Annotated in this window: 18 protein-coding genes; 7 read left to right on the top strand and 11 right to left on the bottom strand. The window is 37.5% G+C overall.

The genetic code is table 11. The annotated features are described in order from the left end of the window. Positions 1 to 3 precede the first annotated feature (3 nt). Positions 4 to 2,577, bottom strand: coding sequence for a type I DNA topoisomerase (topA, locus tag ACFIJP_RS04165; protein ID WP_375625748.1), 2,574 nt, complete (start codon positions 2,575 to 2,577; stop codon positions 4 to 6). A gap of 264 nt (positions 2,578 to 2,841) precedes the next feature. On the opposite strand from topA, the gene ACFIJP_RS04170 reads away from it, so the two are divergent. Beyond that, positions 2,842 to 3,048, top strand: coding sequence for a hypothetical protein (locus ACFIJP_RS04170; RefSeq protein ID WP_005773510.1), 207 nt, complete (start codon positions 2,842 to 2,844; stop codon positions 3,046 to 3,048). Here the strand turns inward: ACFIJP_RS04170 and dprA are convergent. The 4 genes from dprA to ACFIJP_RS04190 are packed head-to-tail and all read right to left on the bottom strand — an operon-like array spanning position 2,978 to position 7,074. After that, positions 2,978 to 4,210, bottom strand: coding sequence for a DNA-processing protein DprA (gene dprA / locus ACFIJP_RS04175; protein ID WP_375625750.1), 1,233 nt, complete (start codon positions 4,208 to 4,210; stop codon positions 2,978 to 2,980). The two genes, ACFIJP_RS04170 and dprA, sit on opposite strands and share 71 nt — an antisense overlap. Then, a complete protein-coding gene (gene plsY / locus ACFIJP_RS04180; protein WP_375625752.1) occupies positions 4,167 to 4,799 on the bottom strand; it encodes a glycerol-3-phosphate 1-O-acyltransferase PlsY in 633 nt (210 codons plus the stop codon). Before plsY ends, dprA begins: the two co-directional genes overlap by 44 nt. A gap of 11 nt (positions 4,800 to 4,810) precedes the next feature. Beyond that, positions 4,811 to 6,112, bottom strand: coding sequence for a dihydroorotase (locus ACFIJP_RS04185; RefSeq protein ID WP_375625754.1), 1,302 nt, complete (start codon positions 6,110 to 6,112; stop codon positions 4,811 to 4,813). Beyond that, entirely contained in the window at positions 6,109 to 7,074 is a 966-nt protein-coding gene (locus ACFIJP_RS04190; RefSeq protein WP_375625756.1) for an aspartate carbamoyltransferase catalytic subunit, read from the bottom strand. Before ACFIJP_RS04190 ends, ACFIJP_RS04185 begins: the two co-directional genes overlap by 4 nt. Before the next feature lie 125 nt (positions 7,075 to 7,199). Between ACFIJP_RS04190 and ACFIJP_RS04195 the strand changes: the two genes are divergently transcribed. After that, on the top strand, positions 7,200 to 8,819 hold the full coding sequence (locus ACFIJP_RS04195) for an acyl-CoA dehydrogenase family protein (RefSeq protein ID WP_273791022.1): 1,620 nt from the start codon (positions 7,200 to 7,202) through the stop codon (positions 8,817 to 8,819). Here ACFIJP_RS04195 and ruvX read toward each other — a convergent pair. After that, entirely contained in the window at positions 8,804 to 9,283 is a 480-nt protein-coding gene (ruvX, locus tag ACFIJP_RS04200) for a Holliday junction resolvase RuvX (protein WP_375625758.1), read from the bottom strand. The two genes, ACFIJP_RS04195 and ruvX, sit on opposite strands and share 16 nt — an antisense overlap. A gap of 147 nt (positions 9,284 to 9,430) precedes the next feature. Here ruvX and gatC point away from each other — a divergent pair, with 147 nt between their 5' ends. Both gatC and gatA read left to right on the top strand, forming a co-directional pair. After that, positions 9,431 to 9,718, top strand: a complete 288-nt coding sequence (gene gatC, locus ACFIJP_RS04205; RefSeq protein WP_375625760.1) for an Asp-tRNA(Asn)/Glu-tRNA(Gln) amidotransferase subunit GatC — start codon at positions 9,431 to 9,433, stop codon at positions 9,716 to 9,718. Between the two features lie 31 nt (positions 9,719 to 9,749). Beyond that, entirely contained in the window at positions 9,750 to 11,234 is a 1,485-nt protein-coding gene (gatA, locus tag ACFIJP_RS04210; RefSeq protein WP_375625761.1) for an Asp-tRNA(Asn)/Glu-tRNA(Gln) amidotransferase subunit GatA, read from the top strand. A 95-nt stretch (positions 11,235 to 11,329) separates the two neighbouring features. Here the strand turns inward: gatA and ACFIJP_RS04215 are convergent, their stop codons facing one another. The 5 genes from ACFIJP_RS04215 to ACFIJP_RS04235 form a co-directional block, all read right to left on the bottom strand. Continuing rightward, positions 11,330 to 12,040 carry an ABC transporter ATP-binding protein gene (locus ACFIJP_RS04215; protein ID WP_375625763.1) on the bottom strand — a complete coding sequence of 237 codons (711 nt, stop codon included), beginning with the start codon at positions 12,038 to 12,040 and terminating at the stop codon, positions 11,330 to 11,332. Further along, entirely contained in the window at positions 12,027 to 12,809 is a 783-nt protein-coding gene (locus tag ACFIJP_RS04220; protein WP_375625765.1) for an ABC transporter ATP-binding protein, read from the bottom strand. The genes ACFIJP_RS04215 and ACFIJP_RS04220 overlap by 14 nt, the downstream gene beginning before the upstream one ends. Beyond that, positions 12,806 to 13,864: a branched-chain amino acid ABC transporter permease gene (locus ACFIJP_RS04225; RefSeq protein WP_375625767.1), complete on the bottom strand. Its 1,059-nt coding sequence runs from the start codon at positions 13,862 to 13,864 to the stop codon at positions 12,806 to 12,808. Before ACFIJP_RS04225 ends, ACFIJP_RS04220 begins: the two co-directional genes overlap by 4 nt. Beyond that, on the bottom strand, positions 13,864 to 14,940 hold the full coding sequence (locus tag ACFIJP_RS04230) for a branched-chain amino acid ABC transporter permease (RefSeq protein ID WP_375625769.1): 1,077 nt from the start codon (positions 14,938 to 14,940) through the stop codon (positions 13,864 to 13,866). The genes ACFIJP_RS04225 and ACFIJP_RS04230 overlap by 1 nt, the downstream gene beginning before the upstream one ends. Before the next feature lie 114 nt (positions 14,941 to 15,054). Next, on the bottom strand, positions 15,055 to 16,188 hold the full coding sequence (locus ACFIJP_RS04235; protein ID WP_375625772.1) for an ABC transporter substrate-binding protein: 1,134 nt from the start codon (positions 16,186 to 16,188) through the stop codon (positions 15,055 to 15,057). A gap of 324 nt (positions 16,189 to 16,512) precedes the next feature. Here ACFIJP_RS04235 and ACFIJP_RS04240 point away from each other — a divergent pair, with 324 nt between their 5' ends. The 3 genes from ACFIJP_RS04240 to ACFIJP_RS04250 all read left to right on the top strand — a co-directional run bounded on the left by ACFIJP_RS04240 (position 16,513) and on the right by ACFIJP_RS04250 (position 18,622). Then, positions 16,513 to 17,088 (top strand): cold-shock protein, encoded by a 576-nt coding sequence (locus ACFIJP_RS04240; protein ID WP_015856414.1) that lies wholly within the window; start codon positions 16,513 to 16,515, stop codon positions 17,086 to 17,088. A gap of 251 nt (positions 17,089 to 17,339) precedes the next feature. Next, a complete protein-coding gene (locus ACFIJP_RS04245; RefSeq protein ID WP_375625774.1) occupies positions 17,340 to 17,852 on the top strand; it encodes a DUF192 domain-containing protein in 513 nt (170 codons plus the stop codon). Then, a complete protein-coding gene (locus tag ACFIJP_RS04250; RefSeq protein ID WP_375625776.1) occupies positions 17,849 to 18,622 on the top strand; it encodes an alpha/beta fold hydrolase in 774 nt (257 codons plus the stop codon). The genes ACFIJP_RS04245 and ACFIJP_RS04250 overlap by 4 nt, the downstream gene beginning before the upstream one ends. Positions 18,623 to 18,997 lie beyond the last annotated feature (375 nt).

An 18,997-nucleotide genomic window follows, 5' to 3' on the forward strand; every position in this document is an offset into this window, starting at 1 on the left:
AATTTATGTCTCTTTTATTTTTGCTTTTGTTTTAGAAGAAGCTCTTTTTGAAGTTGTTTTTTTACTCGATGCTTTAGCCGATATAAGTTCTAATGCCTCTGCCAGTGTTACACTAATGGGATCTTTATCTTTTGGCAATGTTGCATTAATTTTACCCCAATTGACATAAGGACCATAACGCCCGTTGCGCACGGTAATAGTTCCTCCTTCGGGATGCTCTCCTAATGTTGCCAATGCTGCAGATGTTGTTCTGCTTTGCTTGGTTTTGTTTTCTTGTTGTTCTGCCAATACTGTAACAGCGCGATTGATACCAATATCAAAAACTTCATCTGCATGAAGAAGGCGCGCAGATTTTCCGTTATGGCTAAGATAGGGACCATATCGTCCAATCGTAGCCGTGATTATTTTTCCAGTTTCAGGATGAATGCCAATTTCACGGGGAAGGGATAGTAAAGCCAAGGCTTTATCAAGGGTTACATTTTCTGCCTGCCATTCTTTTGGTAGTCCTGCACGCTTAACTTCTTTGCTTTCACCAAGTTGAATATAGGGTCCAAACCGGCCATTGCGAAGAGAGATATCTTTTCCTGTTTCAGGGTCAATACCAAGTATAACAGGTTCATCATTGCGTACAGCTTCATTATCTTCTCCAGTATCTGTACCAAGTTGGCGTGTGTATTTACATTCGGGATAATTGGAACAGCCAACAAAAGCACCATAACGACCGAGTTTTAATGATAATTGACCATTTTTACAAAGAGGACAGGAACGCACATCACTTCCATCTTCGCGTTCAGGAAAGGCGAGAGGTGCTAATGTTACATTTAAAACATCAAGGACATTGGTTATACGGAGTTCTTGGATATTGCTAATAGATGCATTAAATCCATCCCAAAAATCCCTTAAGACGTCTTTCCAAGAAAGTTTGCCGTCAGATATAAGATCCAGCTTTTCTTCAAGATCTGCTGTGAAACCATATTCTACATAGCGATTAAAGAAATTTTCAAGAAAGGCCGTAACAATACGTCCCTTAGCATCGGGAATAAGCTTTCGTTTATCAATGACAATATATCCACGGTCACACAATGTCGCCAATGTGGAGGCATAAGTCGAAGGACGACCAATTCCTAACTCCTCAAGCTTTTTAATTAATGAAGCTTCAGAATAACGAGAAGGGGGCTCTGTGGTATGTTGTACGGATTCAACTTTTTCTTTTGTAAGTGCTTCACCAGTGTTTATTTGTGGTAAACGTGTTGTTTCATTTTCTTCATTATTTTCTTCGTCTCGTTGATCCGTGTAGACGGAAATAAAGCCATCAAAGCGAATAACAGATCCTGTTGCTCGTAGATTTGCACGGTTTTCTCCTTGCTGTGCTTCAATTTCAACGGTTGTACGTTCAATGTCAGCAGAACGCATTTGGCTGGCAATAGCACGCTTCCATATCAGCTCATAGAGCTTTGCTTGATCGCTATCGAGAAAATTACGGACTTGACTAGGATTGCGTTGAAAATCTGTTGGACGGATCGCTTCGTGTGCTTCCTGTGCATTTTTTGCCTTTGTTGAATAAAAACGTGGTTTTTCAGGAATATAGTCTTTACCGAAAGTTTCATGAATAACTTTACGTGCTGAATCAATAGCTTCTGGTGCTATTTGCACACCATCGGTACGCATATAAGTAATAAGCCCTGCCGTTTCACCATTAATTTCAATGCCTTCATAAAGCTTTTGGGCAATTTGCATAGTGCGAGAAGCTGAAAATCCTAATTTTGAAGAAGCTGCTTGTTGTAGTGTGGAGGTTGTAAATGGAGGAAAAGGATTTCTCTTTGTAGGTTTTGCTTCGACACTGAGTGTATGATATTGGGCTTGCTCTAACATAAGGCGAATTTGATCTGCTTGTTCTTGAGATTGAATATCAAGCTTGCCTATTTTTCTTTGATTAAACATTGTCAATCTTGCTTGGAAACTATCATTTCGGATGGTTTTTAACTGTGTTGTAATGGACCAATAATCTTCTTTGATAAAATGTTCTATTTCTGATTCACGATCACAAATAATACGCAAAGCAACCGATTGAACGCGTCCTGCTGAACGGGCACCAGGAAGTTTCCGCCATAAAACAGGTGAAAGTGTAAAACCAACGAGATAATCAAGAGCGCGACGTGCAAGATAAGCATCTACAAGTGATGTATCAATATCACGTGGATTGTTCATAGCATCAAGCACAGACTTTTTGGTGATGGCATTGAAGACAACTCTTTTAATAGGTTTATCTTTTAAAACTTTTTTTTGACGAAGAACATCCAGAATATGCCATGAAATAGCTTCCCCTTCACGATCAGGGTCTGTTGCTAATATAAGGCTATCGGCTTCTTTAACGGCTTTTGCTATTTCATTTAAACGTTTAGCGGCAGCAGAATCTATATCCCATTTCATAGAAAAATCTTGATCCGGTAAAACAGAACCATCTTTTGCAGGCAAATCACGAACATGTCCAAATGATGCGACAACTTTGTATTGAGACCCAAGATATTTATTAATTGTTTTTGCTTTTGCTGGAGATTCAACGATAACGATATTCATAATTTTACCCAAATATTGAAATAAAAATTTTTTTATAAACGCCTTTTACGCGAATAGCTAATGCCAATTGCTTAAGAGCACATAAAAAAATATTAGCCATATAAAAAACATGAATATTGTACAACTTATGATTGTCATTATTAGAATACACCCTATATAGAATTACACGATTTATTTTCCACTGTTATTACAAAAACATACGGCGAAATACTAAGATAACGTCTATTGAGAGGTAGGAGGGGAAATGCTCAAGGATAGAGGATTATGTTTATAAATCATTTAAAAGTTATCCAATATATTACAGACATGTCAAAGCAAATGAATCAGATGGCGCGTCAGGCGCATAGTCCGCTTTTAGCATTGCTTTTGGATATGGTTGCCAAAGAAGGGCAAAGCATTATTAATAGTGCTGAGGCTCTTGGGGAAGATCAAGATTCGACAATGACACACAACCACCAGAGTGTCGAATAAGCTTTCCAGCAAGGTCGAGTTCTACCAACAAGAGGTAGAGAGCTGGGAGTGAAACACCTGAGTGGATACTAAGTGTGTCTAAATCGATTGGCGTTGTTGAAAGAGCGGAGAGAACTGCTGCACGTGCTGCATCATCATCTGCTAAAGAGAGACCGCTGTTTTTTTCATCTGCTAAATTAAAATTCTCCTTTTCAAGTTGTAAAGAGGATGGTTCCTCAAAAAAATTGAGTTGCGAATTTGGAAGCGGTGAAATTAATGGCGTAAGTGTTTCTATAATGTCAGAAGGATGTGTGGTGAGTAGAGCACCGTCTTTGATAAGATTGTTTGTACCAACAGATCTTGGATCAAGTGGAGAACCGGGAATGGCAAAAATTAACCGTCCCATTTCAGCTGCTTGACGTGCGGTAATTAAGGACCCTGAGCGCAGGGCTGCCTCTACAACTAAGAGACCAAGTGATAGAGCTGCAATAATACGGTTTCTTCTTGGAAAATCGATAGCACGCGGCTTCCAAGAAATGGGCATTTCGCTGATGATGGCTCCACCGTTGGCGATAATATCTTCATGCAACTTTTTATTTTCAGGAGGATAGATATGATCAATTCCCCCAGCCATGACTGCAACAGTTCCTGTTTTTAAACTTGCTTGATGCGCAACGCTATCAATTCCACGAGCGAGCCCAGAAATTGTTATAAAGTCTGCTTCTCCGAGAAAACGCGCAAATTGAGCCGTAAGCTTTTTTCCCGCAGCTGAAGCATTTCGAGAACCTATAATTCCAATAGAAGTTTTTTGAAAAATTGAAATATTACCTTTGATAGCAATAAGCGGCGGAGGGGCTTCTGTAACCTTAAGAAAAGCTGGATAATCTGGTTCGCCCATACCGATGAACCGAATATCTAATCTTTCAGCTTCTTGCATTTCTTTTTCTGCATCTTCTAAGCTTGCTATTTTTATAGATACAGAACCACCACCTTTTCTGCTAAGCTCTGGCAGCGCTGCCAGAGCATTTTCTGCTGTTTTATAATGATCAATGAGATTGCGAAAACTAACAGCTCCAATATTTTCACTGCGCAATAACCGTAACCAGCTTAGACGTTGACGATCAGTAAGCAGGATTCCTTTATTTATCTCCGTGTTGCGTACCAATCTTACTTTCTTCCCCAATTAATAATCTACTGATATTTGCAGAATGTTTTATAAACACAAATACGCTCATCACAATCAGCATACAATAGAAATAAGAAGCGGAAAAATAAAAAACAAATATCGGTGTGATCGTAACAGCAATAAGCGCAGATAATGAAGAATAACGCATGAGAAGAAAAATCGTTATCCATACAATAATAAAAATAATTGCTGCGGGCCAATAGATTCCTAAACAGACCCCTAGATAGGTAGCAACACCTTTGCCACCTTTAAATTTAAGCCATACGGGGAAAAGATGTCCTAAGAAAGTAAAAAAACCCGCTAGAGAAACAAGGATACTATTGTCTAGCGGATTACTAAAAAACTTTATAATCAAAACAACGATAGTTCCTTTTAACATATCACAAAGAAGTGTTAGAGCAGCAAGCTTTTTATTTCCTGTTCGTAAAACATTTGTTGCTCCAATATTGCCGGAACCGATTGTTCTTATATCACCAATTTTGAACAATCTCGTAAAAAGAAGACCAAATGGAATCGAGCCAATGAGATAAGATATGAGGAAAATAAACCATGGAGTGGACTGAAAAAATATTTCTGCTTCATTCATTAAGAATCTCATTAAGTTTGTTGATCAAGTTTAAAAACGGATTTCCCTTTCACAAAGGTCTGGAGCACACGTCCTTGAAAACGTGCATTATCAAAAGGGGTATTTTTTGAACGTGAATAAAGCTTCTCTTTCGAAACAACCCATGGTTCTTCAAGATCAACCACAATAAGATCTGCATGAGCACCTTTTTTGAGTGTTCCTGCATTGAGTCCAAAGAGCTTTGCAGGCGCCGTTGACAAAAGTTCCGTTATCCGTAGAAGAGATAGGCTCTCATCATGATAAAGGCGTAAGGCTGCGCTCAATAAGGTCTCCATACCAATAGCGCCAACTGCCGCGTCATTAAATGGTAAATGTTTTTTGTCGATACTCTGAGGATCATGAGAAGAGACAATAACATCTATAGTCCCATCCTTTATTGCTTCAATCATTGCTATACGGTCTTCTTCTGTACGCAATGGGGGCATTAAGCGAAAAGAAGTGCGATATTCACCAATGTCATTTTCATTGAAAGATAAATGATTAATAGATACACCCGCTGAAATTTTCTCACTGCGTTTTTTACCTAAACGAAGTGCATCAGCAGAGAGTGCTGTCGATATTTGAGCGGCATGATAGCGTGTTTGCGTTAATACTGCTAATCGCAGATCTCTTTCAAGTGGGATAACTTCTGCTTCGCGAGGGATGCCAGAAAGACCAAGCCAACTGGCAAGCAGTCCTTCATTCATCACACCTTGCCCTGTAAGATCTTTATCTTGCGTTTCATGCATCAATGGAACATCAAAATCGCGTGCATAAGTCATTGCACGCCGCATAACAGATGAATTTTGAAGTGTTTTTTTCCCCTCACTAAAAGCAACGGCTCCTGCATCTTTGAGCAAACCAAATTCGGTTATTTCTTGTCCGTTGAAACCTTGTGTGATTGAAGCAACGGGATAAATATTGACCAATGAGATTTCCTGTGCTGTATGCGTAATAAATTTAATCAAAGCAATATTATCAATAACTAGATGCGTGTTTGGCATCATAAGAAAGGAAGTAATACCACCTGCTGCGGCTGTTTGACTTGCTGATGCAATTGTTTCACAATGCTCATTCCCTAATTCTCCAACAAAAACGCGCGTATCAACGAGTCCAGGGAGAATTGCTTTGTTTTGTGCGTTAATAACTTCTGCTTCTTCAGGGAATCCCTGATTCAGAGCTTCTTTTCCAGCGGCTATAATTCGTCCATTTTCAACAATAACTGTACCAATTTCATCGATTGTGCGCGAAGGATCAATAATACGAGCATTTTGAAAAACAATTGGTTTTATCATTTTTTTTCTCCACTGATCTTTGCGCGTGAATCTAATAAAGCCTCCATGACAGCCATACGCACTGCAATTCCCATTTCTACTTGTGTATGAATCATACTTTGTGGTCCATCTGCTATGTCAGATGCAATCTCTACACCACGGTTTATTGGTCCAGGATGCAGAATAATAGAATCATTTTTGGCATAGGCTAAATTGTCTTTATGTAAGCCAAAATAATGGAAATATTCACGCGTAGAGGGAATAAAAGAGCCTGTCATTCGTTCATGCTGTAAGCGCAACATCATGATAACGTCAGCATTTTTAAGACCTTCTTTCATCGTGTTAAAAACCTCAACACTCATATGAGCGATTTCTGCGGGTAAGAGTGTTGAGGGAGCAACAGCACGAACACGAGCACCCAAAGCATTGAGACACAAGATATTGGAACGGGCAACACGTGAGTGTAAGATATCTCCGCAAATTGCAACAGTTAATCCTTCAATACGACCTTTTGCCCTTTTAATGGTTAGAGCATCTAATAAAGCTTGGGTTGGATGTTCATGAGCACCATCACCTGCATTAATAACACAACAATCAACTTTTTGCGCTAATAAAGCTGCCGCTCCTGCACTGTTATGGCGAAAAACCAGTATATCTGGCTTCATCGCATTGAGAGTTGTAGCTGTATCAAGTAATGTTTCTCCCTTTTTTACAGATGAGTTGCCGATCGCAAGACTCATCACATGTGCACCTAGCCTTTTACCCGCTAATTCAAAAGAAGATTGTGTTCGCGTAGAGGCTTCAAAAAAGAGATTAATTTGAGTCCGTCCATGCAAAGTAGATTTTATTTTATCAATTTTGTTAGAAAGGATAACATTTGCTTCTGCACGATCAAGCAATGTATTAAGATCTTGTACACTTAGATCTTTAATAGCTAAAAGATGTTGATGAGGGAAAAGTGGAAAAAAATTATCTTGAATCATAGCATTCTTCTTTATCTCTCTCTAAACAGGTTAAACAAGCATTTGTTTGAATATGATAAATGTTTCTTAACTCTAAAAAGACAAATAGTCTATGATATGAATGATTTGAATGTAGGAATATACCTATGAGTGCTGTATCTGCGCAAAATACTCGTCGAAAAAATACATTTCTTAGCGATACGCTTATGTTTCGTATTGCTTCTACTTTGCCTAAGTTTTTGTTAGCAAGTTTTGAAGAAATAGGGGATTTTGCCGCGAGTCGAGAAGCATGGAAACTTTCTTGCTTAGCGAATCATTATAAGCCTTTATTATGCTATAATGATGAATGGGGGCAACCAACGGAAAAATTAGAGATCCATTCTTCCTATCAAGCTCTTCAACAATATTCTAGACAAGCAGGTTTGGTTACCTCACTTTGGGAAAATGCGAGCTCAGAAAATGGAGTACGCTATCAAGCGCGTGCGATTCGTTTAGCTTTATCTGCTGGTTTAGAAACAGGACATTTGAATGAAGTTATCATAACGAGTGCAGCTATTGCTGTTTTAATTAGTGATATTGAGCTCTTCAAAAAATGGCAAAATGTACTTTTATCACGCCAATATGATTCTTCATCAAAGCCTATTCATCATAAAAAGGCTGCTTCTCTAACTTGTGCATTTGACGATATTGAAAAATACGCTTTCAATTTTCCAAGTGTTAAGAAAATTTCTTTCGATGAAAGTATGGAACGTGATCTATATCGTTTAAATGTTGTAAAAACCAATGTTATTAATCCTACCGCTGACGGATATCTTGTTAGTGCAGATTTAAATGGTCATTTAAGTTGTTTTTTTATTCCACGCATACAAGAAAATGGCGCATTAAATGGATCTATATCGATTCGTCATTTAATTCAGCGTTCTGGAGAACTTTTAACACCAGAGGGAGTTGTCGATTTCCAAGGCAGTTATGGCTGGCTTTTGGGAAATGCTGGAGAAGGGCTTAAAGTTATTAAAGATATCGAGACGATGATGCGTTTCGATCAATCTGTCATATCGGCAGGTGTTTTACGAGCGGCTCTTCAATTTGGTATAGATTTTTTCCGGAAAAAAATGCCCAATCAGCCTTTACCTCCACTGACAGAACGTATTTTTGCAGATATTGCATTAGATATAGCTGCCTCACAAGCATTGGTTTTGCGTTTAGCGAGAGCATTTGACAATGCAGCAAATGACCGTTCTGAAGCAGCTTTTGCTCGTATTATGACACCTATTATTGCTTATCATGTAAGTCAATTGGTTGTGCCTATTATTGGTGAAATTATTGCACAACTTGGTATTGAAAGTTTTATAGAGAATAATCCATTATCACAAATGTTGCATAATGGGCCTGCGCGAATTGTGAGAAATAGTTCTGCTAATCAATTGGTAAAGGATGCCATTCTTATTGCTGAAAAAGCACCGGGATTGTTTCAGAAATTGTTGGAAAAAATTGCTCTTGATATTGGACCAGCGGGACCCCGAGCAATTGAAATTATTAAGTCAGCAGGTGATATGGCATCAGCAAATGAAGGTGCAGGAAGGTTTTTTGTTGAACAGGTAGCTTATGCAGCAGCAGCAGCAGCATTACGTTCTACAGACATAGAACATGTTGCAAATGCCTATATGGAAAGCCGCCTTGGGGGACAATGGAGATCTTCTTACGGGATGCTCATTGCACGATATAATGCAGGGCATTTGCTCAATGTCCTCTATCCTTCCATATGATGAAAGTGTTGAATTCTATTGAGAGCACCTTGCAATATAAAAGCGGCGGCTGCCGAATCAATACGGCTTGCTCTTTTAGCGCGCGATACATTCATTTCTAAAAGAGACCGTTCCGCAGCAATTGTTGATAAACGTTCGTCCCAAAAAACAAATGGAATTTTTGTATAAGCTTTCATATTGCTCACAAAAGCTCTGGTTGCTTGAACACGAGAGCCACTGCTTCCATTCATGTTAAGAGGTAAGCCAATGATAATAACGCCTACATTTTCACGGTCAAAAATTTTAATAAGTGTGTAAGCATCTTCTGTAAATTTTTTTCGCTGTAGTACAGGACGTGGATTTGAGACAGTCAGCCCCATATCAGAAATGGCAATTCCGATAGTTTTTGTCCCTAAATCTAAGCCTGCTATTGTTTGTTTAGGCAAAAGATGTGTTATAACTTCATCTATATTAATAACAGTCATAATGGGATAATACGTTTTTTAATGTTTCAGATCTATAGTTATATTCTTTATTCATGTTATCTAATATTCTTGCACTTACAAGTGCAGCCTTGTATAGCCAGAATAAAGATCAATAAATAAACAAAAAAGCAGAAAGGCGTAAAGAGTATGTCTGTTGATCAAGAGACAGTCAAGCGGATAGCACATTTAGCAAGGATTGCCCTCCACGATGATGAGATAGAACCTGTGACAAAAAAATTCAATGCTATTTTAGGTTTTGTAGAACAATTGAATGAAGTTGATGTCAGTGGAATTGAGCCATTAGCATCTGTGATGCCGATGACTCTACGAATGCGTGAAGATAGTGTTACAGATGGTGATAAAGCAGCAGATATTGTAGCCAATGCTCCTGTTACAGAAGAAAATTTTTTTCTTGTCTCAAAAATTGTTGAGTAATTTTTTATATTTTTGAAATTTGAGAACCAATATGACTGATTTAACAACCCTCACAATTGCGCAAGCTCGTGATGATTTAACAAAGAAAAATCTCAAAGCAACAGAATTAACGGAAGCTTATTTACAAGCAATAGAATTAGCTAATCCAATTTTGAATGCTTATGTAACAATAACAGCAGAACAGGCAATGAAAATGGCTGCTGAATCAGACAGTCGCTTAGCGAAAGGGCAGGGAGGGCTTTTAGAAGGAATCCCCTTGGGGATTAAAGATCTTTTTGCAACCTATGGTGTTCATACTCAAGCCTGTTCACATATCCTTGATGGTTTTAAACCGCATTATGAATCAACTGTCACGGCTAATTTATGGCAAGACGGTGCTGTAATGTTAGGAAAACTTAATATGGATGAGTTTGCTATGGGCTCATCCAACGAAACATCATATTATGGTCCCGTTATTAATCCCTGGAGAAAAAAAGGCTCGAATGAAAAACTCGTACCCGGTGGTTCTTCAGGAGGATCTGCTGCTGCTGTTGCTGCACAAATTTGCGCTGGTGCAACTGCAACCGATACAGGTGGCTCAATACGTCAACCAGCAGCTTTTACTGGAACTGTAGGAATAAAGCCAACTTATGGACGTTGTTCACGGTGGGGTGTTGTTGCATTTGCTTCATCTCTTGATCAAGCTGGACCTGTTGCCAGAGATGTTCGTGATTGTGCTATCTTACTAAGATCAATGGCCTCTTTTGATGAAAAAGATTCTACTTCCGTGAAATTACCAGTTCCTGATTATGAAAGTTATCTTGGTCAATCAATTAAAGGAATGAAAATTGGTATTCCAAAAGAATATCATATGGATGGAATGTCTCCAGAAATTATTGAGCTTTGGCAAAAAGGCATAAGTTGGTTAAAGGAAGCAGGAACTGAGATTAAGAACATTTCTTTGCCCCATACAAAATATGCTCTACCTTCTTATTATATTATAGCTCCTGCAGAAGCCTCTTCTAATTTAGCACGTTATGATGGTGTGCGTTTTGGTCTACGCGTGCCTGGAAAAGACATCATTGAGATGTATGAAAACACGCGCTCTGTTGGTTTTGGTGATGAAGTCAAGCGACGTATTTTGGTTGGGACTTATGTTCTTTCATCTGGTTATTATGATGCCTGTTATCTAAGAGCTCAAAAAGTAAGAACACTCGTAAAACGAGATTTTGATCAATGTTTTGCTTCAGGCATTGATGCTATTCTGACACCAGCAACACTAACACCTGCCTTTGGTATAGCTGATGAAAAAATAAAAAATGATGCTGTAGCAATGTATCTTAATGATATTTTTACGGTACCAGTTAATATGGCTGGTTTACCAGGAATCTCTGTTCCTGCAGGTCTGTCATCAAATGGTTTGCCTCTAGGATTGCAATTGATTGGTAAACCTTTTGCTGAAGAAGTCATTTTTCAGATAGCACACATTATTGAAAAAGAAGCAGGGATATTCAGTGCAGAAAAATGGTGGATGTAATAATCAAACTTCACAAAGGAGCATTTCTCATTGAGGATGAGAAATGCTTTTTTAAAAGGTGGAGGGATGAGCTATATTTCCTCAATTCGTAGTCTTTATCCACCAAGATAGGCTTCTTTAACACGTGAATCGGAGAGCATAGTTTTACCTTCACCGTGAAATAAAATATGTCCTACCTCTAAAATATAAGCATAGTCAGCTATAGAAAGCGCAGCAAATGCATTTTGTTCAATAAGAAGAACAGTTTTTCCCATCTCATTAATTTTTCGAATAATTGAAAAAATTTCTCGAACGAGAAGCGGTGCCAACCCCAACGATGGTTCATCTAATATGACCATATCAGGATTGCTCATGAGTGCACGGCCCACAGCAACCATCTGTTGTTCACCACCTGACATTGTTCCTCCTAACTGTTTTGCTCTTTCACGTAGACGCGGGAAAAGATCAAATATCCATTCAATATCACGGGAAATTCCCTGCTTATCGTGACGAATATAAGCGCCTAGATGAAGATTCTCTAAAACAGTGAGATGGGGCATGATACGGCGTCCTTCAGGACTTAGAGCAATACCTAATCGCAAAATCTCTTCTGGTGATTTTTTAATAATAGATTTGCCATTATAGGTAATTTTTCCATAAACAGAGCGATTAAGTCCTGTAATAGAACGTACGATACTGCTTTTTCCTGCACCATTGGCTCCAATTAAAGTGACAATACTTCCCCGCTTTATGGACATAGAAAGATTTTGGACAGCTTTAATGGCGCCATAATGAACGTAAAGATTTTTTATTTTAAGAATATCCATAAACATCTCCGCCAAGATAAGCTTCAATAACTTTAGGGTTATTACGAATTTCATCTGGTGTACCATTGGCAATGCAACAGCCATATTCCATAACCAAAATATGTTGACAAAGCCCCATAACCACTTTCATATCGTGCTCAATAAGAAGAATTGTAAGATCAAAGTCTTTTTGCACTTTTGCTATGAATTTTCTAAGATCTTCACTTTCTTGTGGATTCATGCCAGCAACAGGTTCATCAAGAAGAAGCAATTTGGGCTTTGTGGCTAACGCGCGTGCAATTTCTAGACGTCGTTGCACACCATAAGGTAAAGCTGTTGCCGATTGATCAGCAAGGTGATCAAGTTGTAGCTGCTCAAGGAGTTCTAAGGAATTTTTATAAACTTCCTTCTTTTCTTTTATTGCCTTTGAAAAAAATAGAGCTGAAGAAAACCAAGGATATTTTTGTCGAACATGCGCTCCTACCATAACATTCTGCAAAACCGTTAACCCTGAGAAAAGACGAATATTTTGAAATGTTCTGGCAATATGGCGTCTACAGATAATATAAGGAGGCGCTCCAGAAATTTTTTGCTCATCAAAAAGAATGATGCCGCTTGTAGGAGCATAAAATCCAGAAATCATATTGAAAACTGTTGTTTTTCCAGCACCATTAGGACCAATTAATCCAGTAATACTTCCTCGTTTAATTGCCATATTAATATTATTTACAGCAACTAATCCGCCAAAACGCATTATAATATTATTGAGTGAAAGGATGGTGTCGTTCATAGCTTTCCCTCAGTATTAGAAAGCTTTTTGCGTGTCAAAAAGCTATAAATTCCATTCCATGAGAATTCTCGTTGTCCCATCAACCCTTTTCTCCAAAACAAGATAATTACCAGCAATAAAAGAGAAAAAACAACCATGCGAAGTCCTGGTGTTTCTGGAATATGTATAAAACCTAAGTCAAATGGACTTTCAATAATACGAAGCCATTCAAGCATAACTGTAATAATAATGCTGCCAATAATGCTTCCTGTAATTGAACCGAGACCACCAGCAACTACAATCATCAAAATATTAAAAGTTAGAAGAAAATTAAACATTTTGGGATCAATGGTTGAAATAAGAGCAGCCATTAATGCTCCACCTATACCTGCAAAAAACGCTCCAACAGTAAAAGAAAAACTACGGTAGAAAAAAGCGTTAATTCCCATAGTTTTCGCAGCAATTTCATCATCACGAATGGCACGTAATACGTTACCAGTATTGCTTTGCAGTAAAAGGACAATAAAGAGAACTGTAAATGCTAACCAACCATAGTTCCACCATAATGTTGCATTTTGAGGTATTCCCTTGATACCTAAAGAGCCATTTGTAAGCGATGTTGCGTTCGTAATGACAATGCGAATAATTTCTGCAAAACCCAATGTTGCAATTCCAAGATAATCACCACCAAGACGTAATATTGGTAAAGCAATCAATAAACCTACAACTGCAGCACATATACCACTTATAACAACAGCGACAAAAAAAGGTAATTGCAGATGATACAATGGTTCAGCGATAGGCTCCAGAATCCACATCATTTCTTTTTGTTCAGGGGAAAGAAGTAAAATTGCGCAAACATAAGCACCAATAGCCATAAATCCAGCATGTCCAAGAGAAAACATACCTGTGAAACCGTAAATCAAATTAAGCGAAATTGCCAATATCGCATTAATAGCAATCAGATTTATGACACGAAGCGTATAGTCATTAAAATGGCTATCAGCATAAAATAAAAAACCTATGAGAACTAAAACACTTATACAAGATAAAACAGTTGTCACTGACTTTGCCATTAGATCTTCTCCTGACTTTTTTTACCCATTAATCCTGTGGGCAATATCAATAAAATCAGAATCAATAAAATGAAAGCGAAGGCATCTCGATATCCAGATAGCGCGGGGAAAAATGCGATAATCATAATTTCAATAAATCCTAATAACAATCCTCCCAACATTGCTCCTGGTATCGAACCAATACCTCCGATAACAGCAGCGATAAATGCTTTGAGACCAGGAAGAACGCCCATATAAGGCTGAATTTGAGGATAACGTAAAGACCACATAATACCTGCTATAGCGGCAAGAGCTGAGCCTATTCCAAATGTAAATGCAATAACTTTATTGACAGACACACCCATCAAACGCGTCGTTTCAATATCATGGGAGATTGCACGCATAGCAAGACCCGGTTTTGTTTTATGGATAATCCATAACAGTAAAACAATAAGAATCAATGACACAACGGGAACGATCAGAGACATGGGAGCAATTCTAATGATACCATCTGCTCCTGATCCTAAATGCCATAAAAATGGTGTTACAAGAAAATCTGGTTGTTTTACACCTTTTGGAACACCACTAAAGAGTACAGTAGAAAGATTTTCAATAAAAAAAGAAACACCAATTGCACCGATAAGTGCCGAGATACGCGGAGCATGGCGTAGAGGTTTATAGGCAAGTTGATCAACAACAATACCCACTGCACTTGTAATAAAAATAGAAAAACAAAGAGCTAAAACCCAAATCGGGGTAAAAGCTTGTGGAGAAATTTTAAAATAATAAACAAAACCTAACGCAAGGATTAAAAAAACAGCAATCCAATAAATTGAAGGGCGCTTTTTAAACCCTATAAAGACCGAATAATAAATAAGAGCCGCGAGAAACAAAAGAAGGAGTGCTGCCCAAGCAGGCATAAAGCTAATTGTGGAAAAGAAAACAAAATATGCTCCCAGCATAAAGATATCACCGTGAGCAAAATTAATGAGTCTCAGTATACCGTAGACCATGGTGTAACCAATAGCGATAAGCCCATAAAGAGATCCCAATGCCAGTGCATTAAAAAAATACTGGATGAACATTTCAGTGCTCATCTCTCATCCTTCCACATTTGTTAATTTACATAGGATAACAAGAAATTTCTAAGTTTTTGGTTGAGAAAAAGATCCTCAACCAATTCTTGCATTTTAATAATTAAAACTTTTTAATTAAAAAGCAGGTTTAACTTCTTCTAAATAAACACGTTTTCCATCCTGTATTTTAATGATACCAATAGGAATTTTAGGGTTATGATTTTCATCCATTGACATGTCTCCGAAGGGGGTTTGAAAATCTTTTAATTTGCTAAGAGCGATAGTAATTTTTTCACGATCAGCGCTACCAGCATTTTCAATAGCTTTCATGAACATCATATAACTCGTATATCCCAAAACAGAATTGATATTCGGCTCTTGGTCAGGATACACTTTTTTCCATTCTGCTGTGAATTCTTGCGCAGCTACTGACATATTTGGCATATCCTCACTATAGGGAAGTGTTGTATGTAAGAAACCTTCTGCAGCTTTTCCTGCAATCGCAATGGTTTCTGGATTATCCATAGCATCTCCACCCATAATTTGAAACTTTGCTCCTAATTCTCGTGCTTGTTTCATAATGATAGCACCCTCAGAAAAGTAAGATGGAATGAATAAAATGTCAGGTTTTTGCGCGATAATTTGCGTAAGAACAGCTGAAAAATCCTGATCGCCGGAATTATAGTTTAAATTTGAGACAACTTCACCACCTAATTTTTTGAAAGCACGCATAAAGTAGCTTGCAAGACCAATGGCATAATCGTTTGAAATATCTTTGAGGATAGCTGCTTTTTTTGCGTGTAAAGTTTGACTTATATAAGTCGCGATTCCCACCCCTTGATAGGAATCAATAAAACAAGCGCGGAAATAATATTTTTTACCCTGTGTAACAAGAGGACTCGTTGAGGAAGTGGCAATGGTTGGAGTCTTTGCTTTTTCAGATATTTCACCACCTGCCAACGAAAGTGAGGAACCATAGCTACCAATGATTCCACTTACTTTTTCACTTGCTGTTAAACGCATAACAGCATTAGCCGCTTCTACTTTATCAGACTTATTATCAATAATAACAAGTTCCACTTTACGTCCTAAAATTTCTGGAATTTTTTTATGGGCTAATTCTATACCTCTAATTTCAAGCTGACCTCCAAATGCATTTTGACCACTTAATGGAAGATAAACACCAATTTTGATAGGTTCACTTGCATAAACATTTGCTGTAAATGCTATGAATGCTGTGATTGTCGTAAGGATTTTTTTCAATTGCATTGCGCATTTTCCTTAATTGAATTGTTGTTTTTTCACCTTATATTGAACTTCTTCATCATGCAAGTTACACATTTATGAAAATATCATTATGTAAAAAAACCTTTCATATAACCTCTTTTGTAGGGCACTCCTTGTAAGATATGTAAAGCTTACAATCAAATAGTTTTATAAATATTCATGTTGATATTCTCTGACATTAACATAGAAGATACGACAATATGGGGAAATCTTATCTTGGGGCTTGCGTGTTGATACAAGAGCAATGTTTACTTAAACCTAGAGAATCAATATCGTACAATTTATAAGCTACAGGATCACGTTATTATGACGAGTAAGGATGCATTAAAAGATTGTCCCCTATCTGAAGATAGTATAGGTGCTTGTGGGGAGATTATCGAAATCAGTGGTGTCATTAAGTGGTTTGATGGTAGTAAGGGATATGGATTTATTGTACCTGATTTACCTCATTTCCCCGATATATTATTGCATGTTACGGTAATGCGAAGAGATGGTTTTCAAACAGCTTTAGAGGGAGCTAAAGTTATTTGTGCTGTGGAAAAAACTGAAAGAGGGTTAAAGTGCGTTCAGGTGAAATCCATAGATTGTTCTTCAGCAATTCATCCATCAGAAGTTCCAGCCCGTACCCATGTTGTTGTTACTCCAGAAAGTGGACTAGAACGTGCAATTGTTAAATGGTTTAATCGTGACAAAGGATACGGTTTTCTTAGTCGTGGGCAAGGAACAGAAGATATTTTTATTCATATGGAAACGTTGCGCCGTTTTGGTTTAGCAGAGCTTCGTTCCGGCCAAGTTGTTCTTGTACGTTTTGGTAAAGGAGAAAAAGGTTTAATGACAGCAGAGATTTATCCGGATATAGGCATTCCTTTAGCGACACATTGAATTTCACGAATGAAAACAGTATGTTTTCTATGTTTTTAAAGGTGGTTATTCCGTAAATTGCTATAGGGTAGATTTTTAAAGAGAATATGACTCTAGTGAATCCATAAACCAAATGGAGAAAGTTGCGCATATTACGTTGAAAGAAAATAGAAAACAACAAGGAAGCAATCCTCTTATTTTTTTGACTTTTAAACTCTGGTACTTTTTATTTTAGAAACAAAATTTTAAATTTTTCTGTGGTGGAGACAAGAATGTTAAAGCCTTTTAAAAAGCGGCATATTGTTTTACTGGTAATGCTTTTTATGTTAGAAATGCGTGTTGTTGTAGCAAAAAAGCCCATAGAAATTCCTGTTCATCCGATTCCTTTAGAAATACATACAAAGCAAGGTACGGTTTTTTATAAGGTAGAGGTTGCTTTTACGCCGTCTCAAGCAGCAGCTGGTTTAATGTATCGGACTGATTTTCCACGCGATCGTGCAATGCTCTTTAAGCAGCTAAAAAGTTCTCAATCGGGAGATGAACAGAAAATTTTTATGTGGATGGCAAATACGCCTTTACCTTTAGATATGATTTTCTTAAACTCTGAGGGAATTATTGTATCGATTATTGAAAACACTTCTCCATTTTCGACAAATACCATTTCATCAGAAGTTCCTGCAGCTTTTGCACTTGAGATCAACGCTGGTGAAGTTTCTGAAAAAAAGATACAAAAAGGGCAACGTGTTATTCATCCTGTACTTTGTGGGAAGTGCAATAAAAAATGACCGCTGAAGATATTCGTTTTTTTGAATATAATGGTTTGCGATTTGCTTATCGAGAAGAAGGGCAGGGCGCACCTGTTTTGTTGATCCATGGTTTTGGATCTTCTGCACGAGTGAATTGGTATGCAACGGGTTGGTTTCGTATTCTCACTGAAGCAGGATATCGTGTTATTGCTCTTGATAATCGCGGTCACGGAGATTCAGTTAAAAGTTATGATCCTGTCTTTTATACACCTCAAGCTATGGCTGGCGATGCAATAAAGTTACTACAGCATTTAGAGATATCTAAAGCCCATGTTATGGGATATTCTATGGGGGCTCGTATTAGTGCTTTCATGGCTCTTTTGCATCCAACATATGTACACAGTGTTATTTTTGGTGGTTTAGGTATTGGTATGGTAACGGGAGCGGGAAATTGGGAGCCTGTTGCTGAGGCACTTTTAGCAGAAGATATTTCTACCATTACCAATATGCGCGGTTTAATGTTCCGTAAATTTGCAGATCAAACGAAAAGCGATAGGCGCGCTCTTGCTGCTTGTATCATTACATCAAAACAGGAGTTAACGGCATCTGAAGTTTACAAAATTAAGCAACCTACACTTGTTGCCGTTGGTTCATTAGATGAAATTGGCGGTGCTGCAGAGCCATTAGCAGCTTTATTGCCTTGTGGTGAAGCTTTATCAATTCCTGGTCGAGATCATATGCTTGCTGTAGGCGATAAAGTTTATAAAAAAGGTGTTATAGATTTTCTTTCTCGTTATCCTATAAGATAAGCATTCTTCATAGGTTTTAGCATTTACAAAAATACTCAGTATTTTTATCTCGTATAAATTGAAAAAAGCTTATTTAAAAATTTTTCTGTTGTGACATAAGTTTTATAAAAAACGAGAAGAAAAATAAACTCTTATTAGCTTATTTTGTATATTTTTTAGAGATGTAATTTTTCTAAGGTTAGATAATTATACTTTAAAAGTTATTAAAAAGAATTATTTTTGAATGATGTAATAATATTTTTTGCTAAAAAATGTAGTTTTAAATAAAAAAAATATTGTTATTTTTATTTTTTATAAAAGGAAAAAATTAGAAATTATTGATCAATTTTTCTTACGAATATGCATTCTAAACGCAGATGCTAAAATTGGAAATAA

The sequence above is a fragment of the Bartonella sp. MU37NMGALS genome (assembly GCF_042194015.1).
In the GTDB taxonomy this organism is placed as follows: domain Bacteria; phylum Pseudomonadota; class Alphaproteobacteria; order Rhizobiales; family Rhizobiaceae; genus Bartonella; species Bartonella grahamii.

Coding starts and splice junctions, on each gene's coding strand:
- topA (WP_375625748.1), bottom strand. CDS start 2,577: ATGAATATCGTTATCGTTGAATCTCCAGCAAAAGCAAAAACAATTAAT.
- ACFIJP_RS04170 (WP_005773510.1), top strand. CDS start 2,842: ATGTTTATAAATCATTTAAAAGTTATCCAATATATTACAGACATGTCA.
- plsY (WP_375625752.1), bottom strand. CDS start 4,799: ATGAATGAAGCAGAAATATTTTTTCAGTCCACTCCATGGTTTATTTTC.
- ACFIJP_RS04185 (WP_375625754.1), bottom strand. CDS start 6,112: ATGATAAAACCAATTGTTTTTCAAAATGCTCGTATTATTGATCCTTCG.
- ACFIJP_RS04190 (WP_375625756.1), bottom strand. CDS start 7,074: ATGATTCAAGATAATTTTTTTCCACTTTTCCCTCATCAACATCTTTTA.
- ACFIJP_RS04195 (WP_273791022.1), top strand. CDS start 7,200: ATGAGTGCTGTATCTGCGCAAAATACTCGTCGAAAAAATACATTTCTT.
- ruvX (WP_375625758.1), bottom strand. CDS start 9,283: ATGACTGTTATTAATATAGATGAAGTTATAACACATCTTTTGCCTAAA.
- gatC (WP_375625760.1), top strand. CDS start 9,431: ATGTCTGTTGATCAAGAGACAGTCAAGCGGATAGCACATTTAGCAAGG.
- gatA (WP_375625761.1), top strand. CDS start 9,750: ATGACTGATTTAACAACCCTCACAATTGCGCAAGCTCGTGATGATTTA.
- ACFIJP_RS04215 (WP_375625763.1), bottom strand. CDS start 12,040: ATGGATATTCTTAAAATAAAAAATCTTTACGTTCATTATGGCGCCATT.
- ACFIJP_RS04220 (WP_375625765.1), bottom strand. CDS start 12,809: ATGAACGACACCATCCTTTCACTCAATAATATTATAATGCGTTTTGGC.
- ACFIJP_RS04225 (WP_375625767.1), bottom strand. CDS start 13,864: ATGGCAAAGTCAGTGACAACTGTTTTATCTTGTATAAGTGTTTTAGTT.
- ACFIJP_RS04230 (WP_375625769.1), bottom strand. CDS start 14,940: ATGAGCACTGAAATGTTCATCCAGTATTTTTTTAATGCACTGGCATTG.
- ACFIJP_RS04235 (WP_375625772.1), bottom strand. CDS start 16,188: ATGCAATTGAAAAAAATCCTTACGACAATCACAGCATTCATAGCATTT.
- ACFIJP_RS04240 (WP_015856414.1), top strand. CDS start 16,513: ATGACGAGTAAGGATGCATTAAAAGATTGTCCCCTATCTGAAGATAGT.
- ACFIJP_RS04245 (WP_375625774.1), top strand. CDS start 17,340: ATGTTAAAGCCTTTTAAAAAGCGGCATATTGTTTTACTGGTAATGCTT.
- ACFIJP_RS04250 (WP_375625776.1), top strand. CDS start 17,849: ATGACCGCTGAAGATATTCGTTTTTTTGAATATAATGGTTTGCGATTT.